Source organism: Dyella sp. 01N448 (assembly GCF_056399225.1).
This window is the reverse complement of record NZ_JBFTQX010000027.1, coordinates 1-20450: the sequence shown is the minus strand read 5'-3', so window position 1 is coordinate 20450 and position 20450 is coordinate 1. Positions and strand designations below refer to the sequence as shown.

Annotated in this window: 11 protein-coding genes and 1 pseudogene; 1 reads left to right on the top strand and 11 read right to left on the bottom strand. The window is 63.1% G+C overall.

Features of this window, described 5'->3' with window-relative positions:
* The 11 genes and pseudogenes from AC1DKY_RS21200 to AC1DKY_RS21150 form a co-directional block, all read right to left on the bottom strand.
* Positions 1 to 203, bottom strand: a pseudogene (locus AC1DKY_RS21200) (IS110 family transposase); the annotation flags it as partial.
* 531 nt (positions 204 to 734) lie between these two features.
* Positions 735 to 2072, bottom strand: coding sequence for a DUF6438 domain-containing protein (locus tag AC1DKY_RS21195; protein ID WP_441605612.1), 1338 nt, complete (start codon positions 2070 to 2072; stop codon positions 735 to 737).
* A 199-nt stretch (positions 2073 to 2271) separates the two neighbouring features.
* Positions 2272 to 4698 carry a penicillin-binding protein 1C gene (pbpC, locus tag AC1DKY_RS21190; RefSeq protein ID WP_441605611.1) on the bottom strand — a complete coding sequence of 809 codons (2427 nt, stop codon included), beginning with the start codon at positions 4696 to 4698 and terminating at the stop codon, positions 2272 to 2274.
* 48 nt (positions 4699 to 4746) lie between these two features.
* Positions 4747 to 9735, bottom strand: a complete 4989-nt coding sequence (locus AC1DKY_RS21185; protein WP_441605610.1) for an alpha-2-macroglobulin family protein — start codon at positions 9733 to 9735, stop codon at positions 4747 to 4749.
* A 664-nt stretch (positions 9736 to 10399) separates the two neighbouring features.
* Complete coding sequence (locus AC1DKY_RS21180) at positions 10400 to 10828, bottom strand: HD domain-containing protein (protein ID WP_441605609.1); 429 nt, start codon at positions 10826 to 10828, stop codon at positions 10400 to 10402.
* 100 nt (positions 10829 to 10928) lie between these two features.
* Complete coding sequence (locus AC1DKY_RS21175; protein ID WP_441605608.1) at positions 10929 to 11189, bottom strand: hypothetical protein; 261 nt, start codon at positions 11187 to 11189, stop codon at positions 10929 to 10931.
* A 296-nt stretch (positions 11190 to 11485) separates the two neighbouring features.
* Entirely contained in the window at positions 11486 to 12301 is an 816-nt protein-coding gene (locus tag AC1DKY_RS21170; RefSeq protein WP_441605607.1) for an OmpA family protein, read from the bottom strand.
* 60 nt (positions 12302 to 12361) lie between these two features.
* Positions 12362 to 16525, bottom strand: a complete 4164-nt coding sequence (locus AC1DKY_RS21165; RefSeq protein ID WP_477179826.1) for an ESPR-type extended signal peptide-containing protein — start codon at positions 16523 to 16525, stop codon at positions 12362 to 12364.
* Positions 16526 to 17548: 1023 nt separating this feature from the next.
* Positions 17549 to 17815: a CPCC family cysteine-rich protein gene (locus AC1DKY_RS21160; RefSeq protein WP_441605606.1), complete on the bottom strand. Its 267-nt coding sequence runs from the start codon at positions 17813 to 17815 to the stop codon at positions 17549 to 17551.
* A gap of 46 nt (positions 17816 to 17861) precedes the next feature.
* Positions 17862 to 18353: a hypothetical protein gene (locus tag AC1DKY_RS21155; RefSeq protein ID WP_441611310.1), complete on the bottom strand. Its 492-nt coding sequence runs from the start codon at positions 18351 to 18353 to the stop codon at positions 17862 to 17864.
* Between the two features lie 142 nt (positions 18354 to 18495).
* Complete coding sequence (locus AC1DKY_RS21150) at positions 18496 to 18759, bottom strand: hypothetical protein (protein ID WP_477180044.1); 264 nt, start codon at positions 18757 to 18759, stop codon at positions 18496 to 18498.
* A gap of 158 nt (positions 18760 to 18917) precedes the next feature.
* On the opposite strand from AC1DKY_RS21150, the gene AC1DKY_RS21145 reads away from it, so the two are divergent.
* Positions 18918 to 20354 (top strand): IS1182 family transposase, encoded by a 1437-nt coding sequence (locus AC1DKY_RS21145; protein ID WP_441605690.1) that lies wholly within the window; start codon positions 18918 to 18920, stop codon positions 20352 to 20354.
* The last annotated feature ends 96 nt before the right edge of the window (positions 20355 to 20450 follow it).

Below are 20450 nucleotides of genomic sequence, written 5' to 3'. Positions count from 1 at the left end.
GCTAGCAACTGGCGTGCCCAATGATGCGCACCGCCGCACGCCTCCATGCCGATCTCGCAACCCGGCTCGGCCACCTCCTGCACGGCCTTCAGCCAACGATCTCGTGACAGGCGGCGACGCCATATCGGTTGCTCGTGTCGATCAACCCCTTGGACCTGGAAGACCTGCTTGGCCACGTCTACTCCGATGCGCGTAAGCTTCATGGGTGGACTCCTCTTCGCCAGCGACTGGTTCTAATCGCTTCCAGTCTGGCACTCGATGCCGAAGACGGGGAGGAGTCCATCTCATTGCTTCGAGTCGAAAGCGCACATTACTCGGCGATGACAGGACCTGATTTGGTGTGCCCTGCCCGTCGGCCAATAAGACCCGCTAGCCACCAATAAAAAGCCGCCCATACAACGATGCTCCAAAGGTTTCCGGCCAGGTTGGGTATAGGTATCGCGGGCGCCACCATAACGGGCAGACCCAGCCAGGCGAGTGGCAGCCAGGGCAGCCAGCTAACGAACACGACGCAGCCCGCTAGCCAGCCAGGAAGAGAAGTGGCTACACCAAGCAAGAGCGCGTGCATGCCAGCTAGAATGGCAAATCGGATGCACCTTCCGATGGGAAAATTCCTGTCAGGCATCAGTCTTCCTTAGTAGCTTTCAATACGCCAATACAAGAATGTTCGCTCAGGGTCGAAAGCGGACATGCCCGATTCGTCTCAACGTTTTCACCCTGCCTGCCTCACCCGATCAGCGTTGAAATGCCTCGGGGTGTCCGAGCAGCCATTTCGTCACCTGCCGCATGTTCTGGGCTTTTGCCTCCTGGGCAAGCGTCTTCCCGTCATAGTCATATCGCCCGACGGGGCTCGCGCCGGCTTCCAGCAGTCGCAATACGATGGCGTCGCTCCAGCTTCCGAACACCATGCTTTTCCCATTGTTCGATTTAGCGGAGGCATCGGCACCGTGGAGCAGCAAAACGTTCAGGAGCTCGAGGTCCTCCACGCCATAAATAGGCGTTCTTCCCAGGCTGTCCCGGTGGTTGGGATTCGCCCCTCGCGCAAGGAGGCGCGCGGCGGTCAGGGAGCGCGCATTTTCGATCTGGCGGCAGGTGTAGGCATTCCCTAGCGCTGCTAGCGCCGTCTTCTCCCTGGAACCGTCGAGGCTCTCGTCTGGCAGGGAGAAATCGATATCGACGCCAGCATCCGCTGCCGCATCAACCATGGCCGGAGAGCATCCCGCCGCAGTGCTTGCAAAGACCACAGCGGCCTTGTCCTTGCCAAGCCTGTCAAGCCAACCCTCATTTGCCAGGCGCTTGAACAGGTTCGCATGCCCCCGTCTGATCGAGCTTTCCATCAACGTGATGCCCGCGACCTCGGGTTCGCCTGGCATATTTCCCTGCGGTAGTACCGACTGCTGCAAGGGGGCGCCGCGATCGATGAACGCGACGACCGTGGCCTCATCCGCGTCATCCATCTCACCTTCCACAGCCAGCGCCGCGGCATAGTTGGAGTGAAAATCGAACCCGGCCTGCTCGAGCCAGGGGATAAGGCCGGGACTGCCCGTGACCCAGCGGTCCGTGCCAGCGATGCGATCGATCGAAGCTTCCAGGTCTTCCACCGCCTGAGGCATCCCGGCTTTCGTGCCCATATAGTCGACGACGGTCTTTTTCCGATCGCCCACTACCAAGGTCACGATGTGAGTCGGCCCGTCCGTCACGGGGTATCGATAGGCGTTCTTGAGGTGCCAGAAATTGGCCGCTTCAAATTGCTTTAACAACGCCTCCACCACTTCGGGGCGGACCTTGTCTTCATGCGTTCCCGGAAGCAATACGCTGCTGGAACGGGCGAACTGCCGATGCAGTGCATCCACCCCGTCGATAGGGGACGCGCCGGTGGTGAACTGCACGAGTCCATCACCATGGATCGTCACGTTGTACGCCGGGCACGAGCCGTAACAGGCCGATCGCGCCAAAGTGATTGCGACCCCGTCCGCGCCATTCGCAGCAGCCACCGACGGGATGGCAATGGCCATCGCGACGAAGCAAGCGGCTTTCATCATGCCGGCGACGCTGTATCTACCTGCAGTCATGGATTCCCCCGAACCCTTCTTTGAACAAGTCACGCGTTCATCGTTTTCTGGTGCTTCAGCAGTCTATACGGCAAGTCGTCACCGAGTTGGCGGCGCATCCTGGCATGCGCGCTGCCCTCTGAATCTTGCCGATCTTGCGGCGCCGGCCATGTTCGCCTCGATTCGAATACAGACACTGTCAGGTCGGCTTGTGCGGAGCCTACTGCGCCGTCAGGCTGCTGTGCCTCAGGGATGCGCCGGCCGGGGACGCGGGCGGCAACACAGAGAGCGTGAGGCGTGCGAAAGCGCCGTGGGCCGAGAGGGCGGTGATCTGGTGCGTGCCCGGTTGGGCGAGCGCCAGCCGCATGGGCGCCGGGCCCGAACTGTCGCCTTGCAGGCGGCCGTCGAGCAGCCATTGCACGCGCTCCAACGTACCCAACGCCCGCAACGTCACCGAAAGTGGTGCATCGCTGTTGGGCGCCGCGCGAAGGATGGCGCCGTCGCTGATGCCGGCGATGCGGATGGGGTTGGCCACCTCCAGCGAATCCGGATCGCAGCCTGGCGCGAGCGGTGGCAGCGCCGACGCGGCAGCATCCGCCGGCGCCAGCCAGGGCGTGGCGAGCGCTGGCCAACGCGCCAGTGTCACGGTGTGTTCGCCGGCGCCATGGCAGGTGGCGCTGAGACGGCGTTGATGCGCGTCCACGCGCACGGCCAGCAAGCCGCCCATCCAGGCGGAAACGTCGCGCTCGGGAAAGGTGGGCGGTAGTGCGCCGTCGATCGTCCACCCCGTGCGACGATCGCGGCACAGCGCCGCGGGCGTGTTGTTCGCGGAGCCACCCAGCGGCCAGCAGATGTCTACGGCACCCACGGATGCTGGACGCGCCGTGCGTGGGTTGGCGTGACTGGGCGCAAGCATGGTCGCCACGCTGAACATCAGCGGCAACGCGGTCACGGCACCGTATTGGCCGGGCGATGGCGTGCCATCGGGACGGCCGATCCACACGCCGAAGGTCCAGTCATCCGTGACGCCGATTGCCCACGCATCGCGGTAGCCATAACTGGTGCCGGTTTTCCAGGCGATGGCGTCCTGCGAGCGCAACGTGCCGTCGAGCGGTGCGCCAGCGACATCGGCAGCATTGGTCGAGAGAATATCGCGGATGATCCATGCGGCTCCCGGACTGAGCAGCCGTCGCGGCTGCGCGGATTGCGACGTCGTGTAACGCGGTGTTCCCGCCACGCCACCGTTCGCAAAGGCGGTATAGGCACCTACAAGATCCTCCAGTCGGGTGGAAGCACCACCCAGGATGACGGCAAGATTGGGCGAACCGCCTGCAGGAAAGCGCAGGTCGATGCCGCCGTTGGCCAGCCGTGCCACGAAACGATTGGCGCCGACGCGGTCGAGTACATCGACAGCCGGCACGTTGAGCGACAGCTGCAGCGCCTGTGCCACGCTGACCGGTCCACGGAACGCCTCGTCGAAGTTGGCCGGTCGATAGCCGCCAAAATCCTGAGGCGCATCGACCAGCAGACTCTGTGAGGTGATCAGTCCGTCATCCAGCGCCAGCCCGTAGAGGAATGGCTTGAGCGTGGAACCCGGCGAACGTGATGCATGCACCATGTCTACGTGGCCAAGCCGACGCGGATCGCCAAATTCGGCTGTGCCCACATAGACCCGCGTTTCCAGCGTGGCGTTGTCCACCACCAGCACGGCGGCCGATGTGCGCGACGGCAGGCGCGACAGATATTCGCTGACGCGATCTTCGACGGCCCGCTGCAGGTTCGCATCGATGGTGGTGACGATACGGCGCTCGGCCGGCTGCTGGCGATGAAGCCGTTCGGCCAACAACGCCGCATCCAGAGGCGAGCGCAGGGAGCGCGCAGTGACGGGTTCGAGCCTGGCATCGGCAACCTCGGCGGCATGCCACAGGCCCTGCTCCTGCATGCGCTTGAGCACCTTGTCCCGCGCGCGTCGCGCTACGTCCGGATGACGGTCGGGGCGATAGCTGCTGGGCGATTGCGGCAATACGGCGAGCAACGCGGCTTCGGCGTGCGACATCTGTCGTGCCGGCTTGCCCAGGTAGGCCCAGGAGGCCGCCTCGACGCCTTCGATCGGTCCACCGAAGGGGGCGTGATTGAGATAGACGTCCAGAATCTGCGCTTTGCTCAGGTGAGCCTCCAGCTGAAACGCGCGCACGATCTGCACCAGCTTGCCGCTGACCGTGTGCGGCATCGGCATGACGATGCGCGCCACCTGCATGGTGAGCGTGGAGCCGCCGGACACGGCATGTCCATGGCGCAGCACGCCCCAGGCGGCACGCGCCAGCGCGAGTGGATTCACGCCGGGGTGACGATAGAAGGCCTGGTCTTCGTAAGTGAGCAGCGCCTTGAGATACAGCGGCGACACCTGCGCGGCGGTGGTGGGATAGCGCCATACGCCATCGCCATCGGCGAAGGCACGCAGGGGCGTGCCGTCTTTCGCCAGCACAACGGTGCTGCCCGTATCGGGTCCCGGTAATCGCAGCGGAAACAGGCGATCCAGCAGCAAGGCCGCCAGCAGGATGCCGACACATGCCACCACCAACGCCCGCAGCAGGCGACGCCATGGTCCGCGTACCGGGTGGTGACGGGTGGGAACGGGAGCGTGCATCGGTCAGTCCGCTGGCCGGGCCGCGCGATGCGCGCGGCCCGGATGCGCTCAGGGTTCTTCGACGGTGAGTTGCCCGACGGCAGATACGCCGTAGCCGCGAATCGCAGGGCGATACATGTCTTCCACCAGCGGAGGCGGCACGGTGTACGTGCCCGGAGTCACGGCGCGCACCACATAGAACACGCGTGCCGTGGCGCCGCGCCGCAGCGACAGCGCCGCGGCATAGCGGTCGTCGCGGTATTCCTCGTGCACCACATTGGCTGCGCCTTCGTGTTCGGTCAGGCGGATGCCGTCGACCACGATGTCCTCCCACTGTTTCGCGCCGCCAAGGTTGAGGTTTTCCACTTCCAGGCCGCCGGGCTGCAGATCGGTGAGCAGTGCGTCAGGCATGTCGACGCGCGCTTCCATGCTGACTTCGGCGATGAGCGTGTCGCCCTCGCGCAGCTTGCCGCCTGCCCAGGGTTTGCCGTCGGTGGTGAAGTAACGTCGACGCACGTCGACCTGGCTGTCATCGGCGGCGGGCGCCTTCAGCGGAATGCCGGCCACGTCGAGCGTCGCGAACACGGTGCCCTTGTCGGCTGGTTGCACGGTGACACCGCTTTCCATGTCAGCGGGGGTCAGATCGCGCACCCAGATCGTCTGTCCATCAGGAACGGTTTCCGTCTTGGCGCCTATGCGCACCGAGGCGGCGAGCGCTCCCCTGCCACCCGCATCGAATGCGTGTGCCACGCGCGCAATCGCTACCTGTTCCTGCGTGCTGAGGTAGGACCACGACCAGTGGTAGTACGGCACTTTCTCGTTGCCGGCCTTTACCTTGGTGGTCGCGTTGCGCGCCCAATCGATCAAGGCGGCGTCGTACTCGGGCTTGTTCAGGCCATAGGCATGGGTCAAGGCCACCATCACGCCCAGGTCGCGCAGGTCCGAACCGTAGTCACCGACATACCACGGGCGCTCCTTGTTCCACGCAAATGCCTCCTGGATGGCTTTCTGCGCACGCTCGTTGTCGCCCATGAGCTTGAAGGCCACACCAAAGTGGACGAGCGGCAGCGGACCGACGAGTTTCTGCCGCTCGTTGTCGAAGATGGCGCGCAGCGTTCCCAGCGGCGCCCGGTTGACGCGGGCGAGCACGTAGCCTGAGTACGCCTCGTCGGCGATGCGCAGGTGATCGTGATGCTCGTAGGAGTAATAGGGATGACCGCCGGCAAGCAGATCGTCGTTCAATCGCTGCAGCGATTTCTGCAATACCTCCTGCGGCACGGCGAAACCCGCCTCGCGCGAATCGAGCATGAAGTCGACCACGTAGGGTGTCATGAATGTTTCGATGGGACTGGTGCCACCCCAGAAACTGAAATGCCCGTTGCTGGCCTGGAACGAGGCGATGCGCGCCAATGCGCTCTCCACGGCCGCCTTGCGCCCTGCCTCGCCAAGCCCCGATGTGCCCAGCGTGCGCGCCGTCTTTTCGTCCAGATAAAGCGCCGCGTAGCCTTTGCTGGTGGTCTGCTCGATGCAACCATAGGGGTAACGCAACAGCTCGGACAACGCGGCGCTATAGGGCAAGGGCGGCAACAGGCTCAGGGTGAGGCGGTTGCGCACGGTGGACGACACGAGCCCGTTTATGGCGCTGCCATCCAGGCGCACCGGCTTGCCCTCTTCGATGGCCATCGGCACCGTGCTCACCACGTCAGGCCACGCGTTGCGTACGGCGAACTCGAAGTGGCGATCCACCTGGTAGTCGTTGAGTTCCGCGTGAATATCGATCTTCGCCACGGCCACACCCTGGTCCGCGGTGACAGGCATGACCAGCGTGGTACCGGCGCCGTCCTTCAGTGGCACGCTGCGCGCGGCGTCGGCCACCTTGATAAGGCCATCCCCCTTCACGCTCACCTTGGCGACGCCGTCCTTGCCCGAAAGGTTCTTCAGGTCGATGCTGATCTGCGCCTTGTCGCCACCCGCCATCACGCGCGGCGTGCTCGGCTCGACCACCAACGGGGCCCGCACGGTGACGGCGCCATCGGCATTGCCAAAACCATCGTCGGCATAGGCCAGCGCGGAAAGCCGCAGGCTGCCGTTGAAGTCCGGCACCAGCAACTGCACGGTCGCCTTGCCCTGCGCATCGAACTGCACCGGCGCCGCGAACAGGTCAACGATCTGCACCTTTGGATTGAGGCGCGCACCGTGCGGCAGACCCTTGCCGCTCATGTCGCCGCCGTAGCGCAAGCGTGCCTCCGCACCTTCCATCGCCTCGATGACGCGACTGTAGAGGTCATACGCATCCACGCTCAGCGCGCGTTTCGCGAACATCCAGGCCCACGCGTCAGGCACCGGGTAGCTGGTGATGTTGAGCACACCCTGGTCGACGGCCGACACAGTGACATAGGCCTTCTTGCCGGACAGCCCCTCAGCCCGCACGGTCACATCGAGCGGGTGCCCGGGGCGCATCAGCGCTGGCGCGCTGAGCTTCAGGGGAATGCGCCGGTCATTGCGCTCCATGGCCACGTGCTCCACACCCATGGCGCGGGCGGGCGTGGTCTTTTCCGACGCGTCGCCACCACGAAACACCAGCGCGACCACATAGACATCGTGGCGTTCCCACTCCTTGGTCACGGGAATGTCGAACGTCGCACCGGCGGTGGCCTTGATGTTGCGGATGTAGAGCAAGTGATCCGACTCCACCAGCAGCACGCCTTGTCCATCATGCGGCGGCGTCACGGTGACTTTCATGGTGTCGCCGGCGCGGTATCGCGCCTTGTCCAGCGCCACCTTTACCTTGTCCGGGCGCGCTTCCTTGCCGGTGTTCTGGTCGTCCCAACTGTAGCCGGCGAAGAACGGGAACACGGACGTGAGCTGCGTTTCGGGGTCGTACACTTCCAGGCGGTAGCCGCCCCAGAGCACGGGGAAATTCACCTTCACCCGCTGGCCGGGCGCGACGTCGACATCCTTCTCTTCGACCAGCGATAGCTGCACGTTGGCGTTGGACTTCCATTCGTCGCCGTGTTCGTACAACCAGTAGAAGTCCCGAATCTCCTGCTGCAGGCGCACTTTCAGATGCTTGCCCGCCACCAGCTTTCCGTCCATGTCGGCACGCATCACTTCGAACGAGGCTTGCCCTTCGCTGGGCGCACCCTGCTTGGGATCGAACAGCGGTCGCACGCCCGTCAGCGCGGGCGCCGGCCAATACACGCGATCGAGCAGGCGCGTGACCGCACGGCCGCCGCTTTCGTACACGCTGCCCGAAAGCGTCGCGGTCAGTGGCGCCACCGGTTTCACCTCGCCGGGCAGAGCGATGTCCTGCTCCAGATGGCCTTGCGCGTCGAGCTTGGCGTCCAGCACGTCCGCGGCAGCGGCAGGCAGATCCACCAGAGGATTGCCGAAGAAGACGTCCGGCAGGGACGGCAGCGGATGCACTTCGGGTTTCATCAGGAGCTTGGCCGTGACGCGATTGCCGTCGGCCGGTGCGCCATAGAGGTAGCTGGAGGACACCACCAGCTTCAGCGGCTCCGACGGCGCCAGCCGTGCCTGCGGGCTGGAAAGATCCACTTTCAGCCGCTCGGGAAGGAACTCCTCGACGTGGAAAGGAAAGGCCTGCACGGCCTCCTTGCTGGCCGGATCCAGACGGAACTCGAGCTGCCACAAGCCGGTAGGCGCATCCGCGGGAATGGCCTGGCTCAGCTCAAAGTAGTTGAGGTCTTTGGGCTCCAGCCGGGTGTCGACCAGGCTGCGTCCATCGGGCTGCTTGAGGCGGACGAATAGCGTCTGCGGCTTCATGGGCCGGCCGTCGTAGTCGCGCAACAACGCGGAAGCGCGCAAGGTCTCGCCGGGTCGGTACAGGTCGCGCCCGGACCATGCGAAGACTTCGAACGGCGCCTGCTTCCTGCCGGTGACATCGAAATTGGAAATGTCCAGCGCGGGGCGGTTGAACGGCAGCACCGAGACGTCTTTGCCCTTGCGGGCGATCAGCACGTCGGTGGATTGGACCTTGTAGGCGATCAGGGCGTTGCCATCGTCGTCCGTCGTGGCCTTGAGCCTGGCGTTGCCATCGGCGTCATCCACTTCCACCGCGACGCCACTCACCGGCGAACCGTCGTGCAACGACGCCACGTGCAGCAACACGTTGTCGCGGTAAACGCGAAGGTGCAGGCCCAGATCGCTGACGAAGAACACGGCCGTGTCGTAGGTGCCCGTGTAGGTACCGCCCTGCTTGAGCATCGCCATATAGACGCCCGGCTGCGACAGCTCAGCGACCTTTTGCACGGGGATATAGGTGATCGTACGGGCATTGGGGTCGCCACCCAAGGTGTAGTGGTTGGCGTAAACCGAATCACCCATGTCCGTGATGGGGCGACGCTTGCGCTTGCCGTTATTGCAGCTGTCCCAGGGACTGATCTGATGCTGCAGTTCGTACTCGCCACGATGCTTGTTGGCGGGGAAGGCACAGAACACATCGGAGATGGCATCGTCGTGAACACGGAAGAACTCGATATCCGCATCGTGCACATTCACCGACACCAGCGGCAGTCCGCGCGAGCCTCGCGCCGGCAACACGCTGCCCACTGAGGCGAAGCCCACCGCGGCCGGTACGCTGCCGGAATACACGTCGCGCTTCAGGTCGGCGCCCAGTGACCGGCCATCTGCCGCCATCAGGCCCGCTCGCACCTGCACGGCATAGTGCTGGTTGGCCTGGACAAACGGAAAGACCAGGGTTTTGCCATCGCTCCCCAGGCTCCAGCTGCCACTGATCGTTTCGCCGTTGGGTCCGCTGAGGGAAAGCAGGCTATCGAACGACTGAGCGGATGCCAGCGGCGTGCTGAACGTCAGTACGAGTTCGGTGCGCGAGTCCTGCGCGCGCGAGCCTTCGCTGAGCAGGGTAAAGACACTGCCTTTGGCCGTCTGTGCGACCGAAGCGGCCGGGACTGGATGGCCCTGCAACGCAGGCTTGTCGCCTTCGTGGCGGCCACAGCCGGCCAGTGAGGTTAGTGCCAGGCACAACATCCATCTGGCCACGCCCAAGGCACGGCCAGAGTTTGATATCCGATCCATAGATTTCCCCCTAGATACGGCGGCAGTCTCGCACGCATTTATGGCCGAATCGAGGCCAAGCGCTGGCGGCTTGCTTGAATCCAAGCGGACCTTTGCGCCAGTGCGTCGACCGCCGGCCACATGGGTTCTCAGGTCGGGCATGTGGCCCGGGACGCTGGCGGCGGAGTATGTGCGAAGCCGACCTCGACACTTCCGGCAGGCCTCTTTCAGTCACAGAGTCCTGCTGTCCGCTCAGGATCCATCGGACGCATGCCATCGTGATAAGAGCCGCGCACAGCAGACTTCTCTTGACAGTATTCATGGGCTCAGTCCTTGTTCTGGACGACACTTCCAGTTTAATCAGATCGAAGCTGCACCCGATAGATTGCCAACTCTCTACTCGCGACCCGGCCAGGAGCCACTTGCGCGCCACTGATTCGAATATGCGTTCGCCCGTTGCTCGGTGATCTCGTCATTCACTGGATCAAAGTCGCCTCTCATCCAGGCATCCAAGGGTGACTCGACATTAGCGTCGCCACCTGACCAGGAGCCGTTCTGCTTTTCCCAATCCTAATGGGGTTGCTGACCGCGCAATGCCTGTACTCACTCATGCCCGCTTTACGGCACCGTGATTGATGAGGTGTCCAGCCCAGGTGGATCGAGATGGGGCGCTCCCAGCGCTGGCCTACTCCGCTGCTCCAAGCAAAATTGCCCGGACGACTTTGTATTCCTCCAGCCTCACATAATCCCGCTCTGTCGGCGCCGCTATCCGCGAAAGATCCATGTTCTCGGCGTTATCGGCCAGCTTGACGGCGAGCGCAATACGATCTTTCTTTGCTCTGCGCGCTGCATCCGACCGGGATTCGCCTTTACGCTTCGTCAGCGCATCGACAGCGGAGAGGACTTCTTGTGAAAACCCCTCGGCCCCGAGAAGCTCCAGTGTCACGTCGGAGTCCTCGACAACATCGTGAAGCACTGCGACGATCCTTTCAGGCGCCGACTGCATTCGAAGCATCACGCGAATCGGGTGGAGAATGTAAGGCTCTCCGCCTTTATCGACCTGGCCTGCGTGTGCCGCAGCCGCTATTGCTATGGCGCGTTCGAGAGTCGCCATGTCGCCTTCCCCTTTAATTCAAGCATTGGCCAGAACTCCTGTTTCCCTTAAGAGGAACGTCCGTTTCGGGTCGCAAATAAACCTATCACATCAGGACGTCTTAGCCCGTCCACCGATAGTCGGTCGGGTGCGTACCTTCGGGCAGTCTGCCCATCACCGCCTTGGCATTGAACGGAGCCGGTCCGTTGATGCTCAGCGTCTTCGTGAATTGGTTGAACTGCGAGATCGTCTTGTAGGTGCGGCGGAGCGGCGCATAGACCCCTGTTGCCCGCCCCTGTTGCTCCTCCTGTCCGTAGACGGTCAGCAGTGCCAACTCATCGGACTTGGCGGCGGCCATGGGAAACAGGAAGGCCTCTTCCACGACGCCGAGTGCACCGGGTGGGCAAAGCCACCCGCTTCGACGATAGAGTCAGGGGGACTCGAAGTCAGAAATGCGCCTCAAAGCCATCGGCATGCAGACGTCCCAGCAAGACTTGCGCCTCGATGGGTGAAAGGTCACGGGCCAGTTGTATATAGCCCGTGCCCAACTCGTCTTCTTTTGCCATAGCGATCCCTGCTCCCCCGAGCCGATGGTCATCCCGAAGAACGGCGTCCCGGCAGACTTCAGGGAGGAGTCTGCCGGGACTGGGGAGCAAACGGGACGATCGAGTGAGTCACTCACTCCCTGACCGTGACCTCCACACGCCGGTTCGGCGCCAAGCAAGCGATCAGTTGGGTCTGCGGGCCATTGGGGCATTCCTTCACAGGGTCCGCTTCACCTAGTCCCTCCGAGGTCATGCGGTTGGCGGGGATACCCCTGGCTGCCAGGTAGTCTCGGACGGCATCTGCGCGATGCTGCGACAGGGATCGGTTATGGGTGGCAGTGCCCAGCCTGTCGGTATAGCCGGCTATATGTATTCTCGCGTCGCTGCCACGCAGACGGTCGGCTAGATAGTCCAGCTCGCTGCGGCCCGAAGAAAGAATATCGGCGACACTCCCCTTATCGAAGGCGAACATGGCGTCCGCCGACAGCACACGCTTCTCCACCGACGGCGCAGGAGATGTGGTGATAGCTGGGGATGGCTGCTCAAGCAAGGCCTCGCACGATTCGGGTTTCCAGTAGAAGCTTTGCGCCATGTGGTCATCATCGAAGAGCACCTTGTACTGGCATACCGTCACTTCGTCGCTATCGGTCTTGCGGAAGTTGAACACGTAGTTCCACTCGCGTACGCCCCACACACCTTCGCTGAAGTGCGGATAGCCGATCAGGTCGGAGACCTGTTGTTTGTTGAGACCGGCGCGCATCTGCCGCAGATTGGCGAGATTCGGGAAGGTACCGCCCTTGTGCATGGGTGTGACCTTGTCGGGTGTCGGCCACACCAGTTCGCCGGCCGAATGACCGTCCTTGGCTACGTCGTGGCTGACGTTGCCGCAGGCGGCCAGTGCAAGTGCGGCGGTGATCGCCAGGCTGATCTGTTTCCATGATTTACGCATATCGATGACTCCTCGATGCTTTCGGGAGGCGCCCCGGCGCATGGCACCGGGCGGCACCTGTTACCAGACCACGCCCGCGCCCACGCCCGCGCCGGCGTCGCCGCGCGAGTTGGTGGTGGCGTTGAGCTTGAAGACGTAGCGGCCACTCTCGGTGATGGTGGACATGCCAACCGCAATACCGGTTTCACCATGGAACGCGCCTAGCGAGACAGCCGCCGAGTTCTGATTCGGCTGATAGGCCTGTGGCAGGCTCGCCAGTGCCATCGCCGAGGCGATGCCCGCGTTGGCGCGGTTACCGATTTGATTGAGCTGGCGGTCGACGGTTTGGAAGCGCTGATCCACGTAGTCTTTCGACCAGTTCTCGGCCTGGTTGATGGCCTCGCCGAGCTGGCCCACGTTCACCGCATCGGTGGCGTTCACGCCGTTGGCGACATTGGTGACGGTGCGTTCATTGCCCGCCGAACCCACGGACACGGAGTTGCTGGTGGACGCCACCGAACCCGCACCGATGGCGACGCTATTGTCACCCGCGGCACTGGAACCGCTGCCGACGGCCGTGCTGTTGTTGCCCGACGCAGTGGCGCCGGCACCGGCCGCAGTTGAGTTGTTGCCCGTCGCCGACGCCACCGTCGTGTTGTTAGTGCTCGTCTGGTAGGTGTTGTTCACCGTGTTGGTACCGCCGCCGTTACCGCCACCACCCGCCGGCGGCAGATTGTTGACGACGTTGGCGAGGTTGTTGAACTGCGTGTACAGCGAGTTCAACGACTGGTTGGTGGCATATAGCTGCGAGCCGTTGATCGCATCCGTGCTGGCACCACTGATACGACCTGCAGCCACGTTGGTGAGCGTGCGCTCCGCACCCGCGCTGCCTACGCTCACAGTCGACCCCGGCGTGGTTCCGGCGAAGTTGTAGGTGACACCGCCGAGGGTGCTGCTGGCGGTGCCCACGGCCGCATCGGTCTGCGATCCAGAACCCAAAGCCACGCTGCCGGCAAAGGCCGCCTGCGAGCCCGCGCCCAAGGCCAGCGCCTGGATGCCACTGGATGTGGCGTTGGTTCCAAGCGCGACGCCATCAGCAAGATTCACGGTGGCGTTCTGGCCGATGGCCGTGCCACCCGGCGCAGTCTGCTGCACGATCGCGCCATTGCCCATGCCGATGCCGTTGTCACCGTTCACCGTCGTCTGCGGACCGATGGCGACCGACTCCGCACCTACGGCCAATGAATCGGACGCGCTGGAGTTGGCGTGGAAGTACTTGATCGGCGTGACCGAGAACGAACTCATCGCGCCCTTGAGCTGGCGCAAGGTCACCGCATCCTGATCGAGCGTGCCATCCGCTACATTGGTGATCTGACGGAAATCGGTGGCGTTGCCAACCGAGACCGCGCCGAGCAAGTTGCGGTCGGTTGTGTTGTAGGGAATGGTGTTGGTGCCCACAGTGATGGAGCCGGAGGTCGGTGCGATCGGGCGATCAGACACTGCGCCGGAGCCCAGCGCCACGCCACCGAGCACCGAAACAGCCGTGTTCTGACCCAGCGACGTGCTGTTGTCCGCCGCCGCCGTAGCGCCCACACCCGCAGCCAGTGCGTTGATACCGGTGGCGCCGTTGTTGGCGAAGTTGCCGCCCTGCACGCCGTTGTCGTTGACGCTGTAGTAGTGCGTGCTGCTGGCAGCGACCACATTGCTCAGGTTGTCCACGGCCTGGTTGGTGGCGAACAACTGCGAACCGTTGATCGCATCCGTGCTCGACCCATTCACCTGTCCCGCCGCCACGTTGGTGATCGTGCGCTCATTGCCCACCGTGCCCACGCTGACCGTGCTCAGCGGCGTCGCGCCGGCATAGGTGTAGGTGGTGCCGGCGATTGTGCCGCTGCCCGTCTGCACCACCGCGCCCGTGGCTGCGCCGGAACCCAGCGCCACGTCACCCGGGTTGGTCCCGGCCGTGGCGCCATTGCCGATCGACACCGCGTTGGCGGTACTGGCGGTAGACACCGGCCCGATCGCGACGCTGTTCGCGCCAATGGCTTGCGAATCGACCAGGATGGAGTTGGCGTGGAAATACTTGATACCGCCACCACCATCCACCGCGCCACCGATCTGGTCGAATACCTGCTGCAGCGAGGTGTACGTTGTGCCGCCGTAGCTGACGTTGGTCGTCACGGCGCCGGTAGTGGGATTGTAGGTCGTGCCCCCACCGATGCTCGTGGCAATGGTGTTGCCCAGATTCGTCACCGTGCTGCCCACTGCCGTTACGGCCTGGTTGGTGGCGAACAACTGCGAGCCATTGATGGCGTCCGTGCTGGAACCGCTGATGCGGCCCGCGGCGACGTTGGTGATGGTGCGCTCGGTGTTCAAGGCACCCACGCTCACCGTGCTGGTCGGCGTGGTGCCGGCAAAGTTGTACGTGGTGCCGTTGATGGTGGTGTTCGCGGTTTGCACGGCAGCAGCCGTGACGGAGCCCGAGCCCAGCGCAACATCATTGGCGTTGTTGGCGGTAGCTGCATTGCCGAAGGCCACCGCGCCGGCGGCCAGGGCGCTACTGCCGTTGCCCACCGCCACCGAGCCCACGCCCTGCGCATTATTGGTGTTGCCGATCGCCACCGCGCCGTCGCCGTTGGCAATGTCATTGGCACCGGTTGCGACCGCGCCGTTGCCGTTGGCGGAGTTCGGATCGCCGATGGCGACCGCGCCATTGCCGTTGACGACCTGCCCCTCGCCGATCGCCACGGCGCCCGTGCCGCCATTGACCTGCGAGCTGTGGCCCATCGCCACCGAGCCGGTGCCTGCGCCCGCGGCCACGGTGTTGCTGTTACCCACGGCAACGGTGGAACTGGCCAGCGCCTGCGACAGCGCACCGACGGCGGTGGCGCCGCTCGCGCCTGCATTGGCCTGCGTGCCGACCGCCACGGCATTGAGGGCATTGGCTGTGACGCTGCTACCCAGCACGACCGAGTTGACGCCTGACGCCGTGGAGTTACTGCCCAAAGCGATCGCACCGGTGCCCGCGGCACTCGTATTCACACCGAACGCAGACGAGTTGCCCATCGTGGCATGCGTGTCGAAGCCCACGGCGGCAGCATTGCTGTTGATGGCGCTCGACTCTGCGCCGATCGAAATCGCATTGGTGCCAGACGCCGTGGCGCCTGCGGTGGTGTCGCCTCCGATTGCGATGGAAGCGACGCCGGAGGATTTAGTCGTCATGCCGAGGGCGATTGCACCGGTCTGGCTCGCATTGGCCTGCAGGCCCATGCCGATGGAATAGGTGCCCGAGGAGTTCACGTCCGTGCCGATGGCGATGGCCGACTCTGCCGATGCACCGGTCCCGGTGGTGCGGGCACCTAGATAGATCGCGTTAAGGGCTGTTGCGTAGGCTTGCCAGCCCACTGCCGTCGCATGGGCAAAAAGGCTTTGCGTCGACAGACCCACCGCCGTCGCTCCCTCGCCGGTGGCATTGGTAAAGCCGCCCAGGGCGGTGGCTTGCCCGTTGTTCACTTGAGCAGACGTGCCTAGCGCAACGGCGTTCAACGCACCGACCGCTTTGGACACGCTACCGATGACGACGCTATTGGCGGAGTTCACATCGGCCGAGGCATGCGTGCCGATGGCCACGCTACTGGTCGAGGCAGACGATGCGCCATCGCCTTGGGCAATCGCCGAGGCACCCGTGGCGTTGGCGATGATACCGATGGCCATCGCGTTGCTGGCCGTGGATACCGCCTGGGTTCCAAAGGCAATGGAAGAGTTGCCGGAAGCCGTGACGTCGGTGCCAACGGCGATGGCGCTATTGGCCAGCGCCCCTGTCCCGGCCGCGGTACGCGCTCCGATATAAATGGAATTGATGAAGGCAGCATTGGCCTGAAAACCGAGAGCCACGCCATTCTGCCCCGTGCTTTGCGCGGCGTATCCGACCGCGACCGCACCCAGTACCGAAGCATTGGAGATTGAACCGAGCGCAGTCGCGCCGAGCCCACTGGCCGTGGCGCCCAAGCCCATGCAGGAGGCGGTGCCGTTATAGGCGTTGAAGGGCGAAGGGTTGCAGTCCACCGACTGCGCATGGGCCGGCAAGACCCAGCCCATGGCGCCTGCTGCCGCCAGCAAGACCAGCACGCCCGAACGCCGGGGCATCTTGCCTTGCCCGCCACCGCGCTGGCACGAGGCCAACTCCGAAACCACCACGAGCTGGTTCAGCGCGCGGCTCCACACCTTGCGATAGATCTTGTTCATGCCTGGCTCCCTTGTGGCTCATTGGCATCAGGGACGCGGTCAGGACAAAGTGCTGGGCGCAGAAACCTATCGCGCATGCATCAAGCCTGTGCGAAGGAAACAAACCCTCCTTCGCTCACGCCATGGCATGAACGTTTTCTTGAAACGTCAGGAATCGAGTCGATGCGCTCGGCTACTAAGAACCCTGCACAGCCCCTGTTTGATGACGAAGACTCAAACGAAACGGCATGACTGGGGAATCGGCCTGATTCGCTTCGTTCCGTTGATGCGACACCCGTGTACTCGCGCAGCACTTCACGCGCAGCCCCCCTGAAAATAACCGGACTGTTTCAAACTGATTCGCGGCTGCCGCATCCGAAGAATGGCACCACAGGAGCAAACTTGTGAGTGGCGATCGACAAAAAAAACACGAACCTCGTCACAATTTGTATCGATCTATCTTACGATTGCGCGCCTCGTGAAAAGTGCATGAAGACTTTCCGCAAGCGGCAACGGCATGACACGTTCCGTGCAACGGAGAGATCTACTTCCAGGCTTTTTGGACGACAGAAAATTCTTGCGGCCTGTTGCATGTCTGCGGCGGTGAGCCCTATGACGGCGAGCATCGCGGCGGGCCTTTCTTCCGCTCGAAACACCTCCGCCATCGGGGAGAGCAGCTTCAGCCGTTCGAACCTGCTGCACTGCATCTGCCGTAAGTTCATGCACACGAGCCGGGTGCCGTGGCGCACAGAGAACCCTGCCGGGGTCTCGAAAACGATGGAGGCTGCGTGCCCTCGGTCCGGCACGTTAATGCTCAGGGTGAAGGAATCCGTTCGTCATCCTCTCCGGCGCTGCGCAGGCGGTTTCTGCAGCCGCAGAGGGGGCGCATGAAGTGCATGCCGAAGCTGTCGATGTTCGCCTCGCACCACCCCTAAACTCCGGGAACTCGGTATGGCGGCAGATGCAGATCCACAACAGTTCGCCGCGAGAACTTGTTCGTGCCAACACGCGTCTGCTTTGGGTCGGAAGCAGACCTAATGCATTCTAAGCAGGGGTCTCACCAGGCGGCAATTCGTCCCCTCTCGGCAAGCGAACGTGGAGCCGCGCCTGCTCGTCCTTGGCCCCAAACGCGCGGTAGTTAGACCGGGCCTGATGCAAACTCGGGCGATTCGCGCCGCCAGCGAAGTCGGGGTTCCCAAGCTGTACGTCGTCATCTTCCCAGAAGCAAACAGGACAGATCACGAACGAGCCGGGGAACGAACCGTCTTCTGGCATTGTGAAGTGGCCGCAGCACGGGCAGGCAGAATTCATACTTCCCCATCGTCATCAGTTAAGGGGCTGTTTCGAGCCCTAAGCGTCACTGTGCGGGGCCCTCAGGAATTCTCGGGACGTAGCGAATACCGACGATGTTTCTGAATGCGCCAAGCCTCGGAATTCCCGATCCTGCGTACTTGCCATCAAAAACAGCGAGCACCATCACCGGCGCCAGCCCTTGGCTCAGATGGGCCATGACCTTTTGGTCCTCCGGATCCATGCTCGTTCCAATGAGCTCGATTCCTTCGACCGGGACGTCAGCCTCATATCTTTCTTTCGAAGGGTAGAGCACTACCTGATCAAATGTCTTGACGATAAAGCCCACCACCGAGACTAATCTGCCATCGTATTTTTCAGGAGTGGCGATCAGCTTATAGAAGGACACATTGCACAATTCACGACTGGCATCGCGCCCCCACGCGTAACACTGCGTTCCGAAGCGTCCGTCATGCGTCCTTTCCGGCAAAGCCGTTTGCGCCGATAGGTTCTGGGCCAGAAGGAGCGCGGATAGCAACAGGATGCTTGCGTACCTCATTGGGACACCTCCAACAGTAACAAACTTCCAAAAGTGAAGCGGTAGGTGCCGAGACAATTCGGGCGGCCCAGCGTTCTATACATATGCTCGAGCTACTGTGGTCCGCTGTGGGTCGGAAGCGGACCTTTTGTAAGTCGATCCACTAATTGTGGATCGAGGCCTTCTGGGTCTCGACCACGAGTGAGGCTATCTGGTCTTCAGACAGGTTTTTCAGGTCATTGAACGCCGCATCGGTCAAGCGCTTGTCTCCAGTTCCTTCGCCATGCAGCTCATAACCCTTATCTGAGTGCAGATAGAAGAAGTAGAAGGGCATGGCAGGGTTACTTGGAGCCGTAACAATGACCAAGGATCCTTTGTCCTCGCAGCTATAGACCAGCCAATCGGTGCCCCCGTACTGCTTAGTCACCGGACCCACATCGCATTTAAGTGTGGGAGCGTCAACGGAATGAGCGCCCCTTGCGAAGAAGACCGTGCCTACCAGCATCAACAGTGGGTCCAGCCTGTGTGAAAACACCCCGTAAGCGAACGCACCGATCCTAGCGTCATACCAAGCCGGAGTGTCGCATGAAGCGATTCGTCGAAGGGGTGGATCGGTCGCAGAGCGTGCTGTTCCCAGAACGGCTGGACGAGTACATCGACGAGGACAATCCCGTTCGCGTCGTCGACGTCTTTGTGGATGAGCTGGATCTCGGCGAGCTGGGTTTCGAAGGGGTCACGCCAGCCGTCACGGGCCGCCCCGGTTATCACCCGGCGACGCTGCTCAAGATCTATATCTACGGCTATCTCAACCGCGTCCCTTCCAGCCGTCGACTGGAGCGCGAAGCGCAGCGCAACCTAGAACTGATCTGGCTGACGGGTCGTTGCGCGCCCGACTTCAAGACCATCGCCGACTTCCGCAAGGACAACGGTCCGGCCATCCGCCGCGTATGCAGCCAGTTCGTGCTGTTGTGTCGCCGGATGAAGCTGTTCACCGAGGCGGTGGTCGCGATCGACGGCAGCAAGTTCAAGGCGGTCAATGGACGTGATCGCAATTTCTCCGAGGCCAAGCTCAAGGCGCGCCAGGCGCAGCTCGACCACAGTGTGGCGCGCTATCTGGCGGAGCTGGATCAGGCCGATCGCGAACCCGGCCGACTACCGGAAGCGCGCGTGGCCCACCTGACGCAAAAGCTCGCCGCGGTCCGTGAGCAGATGCAGCAGCTCGAAGGTTTAGGCGAGCGCATGCGCCAAGCGCCGGATCAACAGCTCTCGCTGACCGATCCCGATGCGCGCTCCATGGCCACGCACGGTCGCGGCTCGGGCGTCGTCGGCTACAACGTGCAGGCCGCCGTCGATACGCAACACCATCTGATCGTGGCCCACGAGGTCACCAACGAGGGCCACGACCGCCATCAGCTTGCCACCATGGCCGGACAGGCGCGCGAAGCCTTGGGACACGAAGCACTCACCGCGCTGGCCGATCGGGGCTACTACAAGGGCGAGGAAATCCTTGCCTGCGAACAGGCGGGCATCACGCCACTCGTGCCCAAGACGCAGACCTCCTCCAGCGCCGCGGCCGGACGCTTCACCAAGGAGGATTTCCACTACGACGCCGACACCGATAGCTACCGGTGTCCCGCCGGCAACCTGGCCACGCGGCGCATGAGCACGGACGAGAACGGCAAGACGATCCACGTCTACTGGTCATCGGCGTGTCCGACCTGCCCGCTGCGTGCAAGCTGCACCACCAGCCGTTATCGTCGCCTACGACGCTGGGAGCACGAGGCGGTGTTGGATGCCATGCAAACGCGCCTCGACGAACACCCCGACGCGATGCGCGTACGACGACAGACCGTCGAGCACACCTTCGGCACCCTCAAGGCGTGGATGGGCTACACCCATTTCCTCACGCGAACGTTGCCGCGCGTCGCGACTGAAATGAGTTTGCAGGTGCTGGCCTACAACATGAAACGGGTGATGAAGATCCTTGGCGTGAGGCTACTGATGCAGGCCATCATGGCCTGATGGCGTCGCTTCGCGTCGGCGCCTTTTGACGCACGACGAGCGAAGCAACAAGGCTGTGGTCGCCATCGGGCTTACGTTTTCACACAGCCTCGGTCG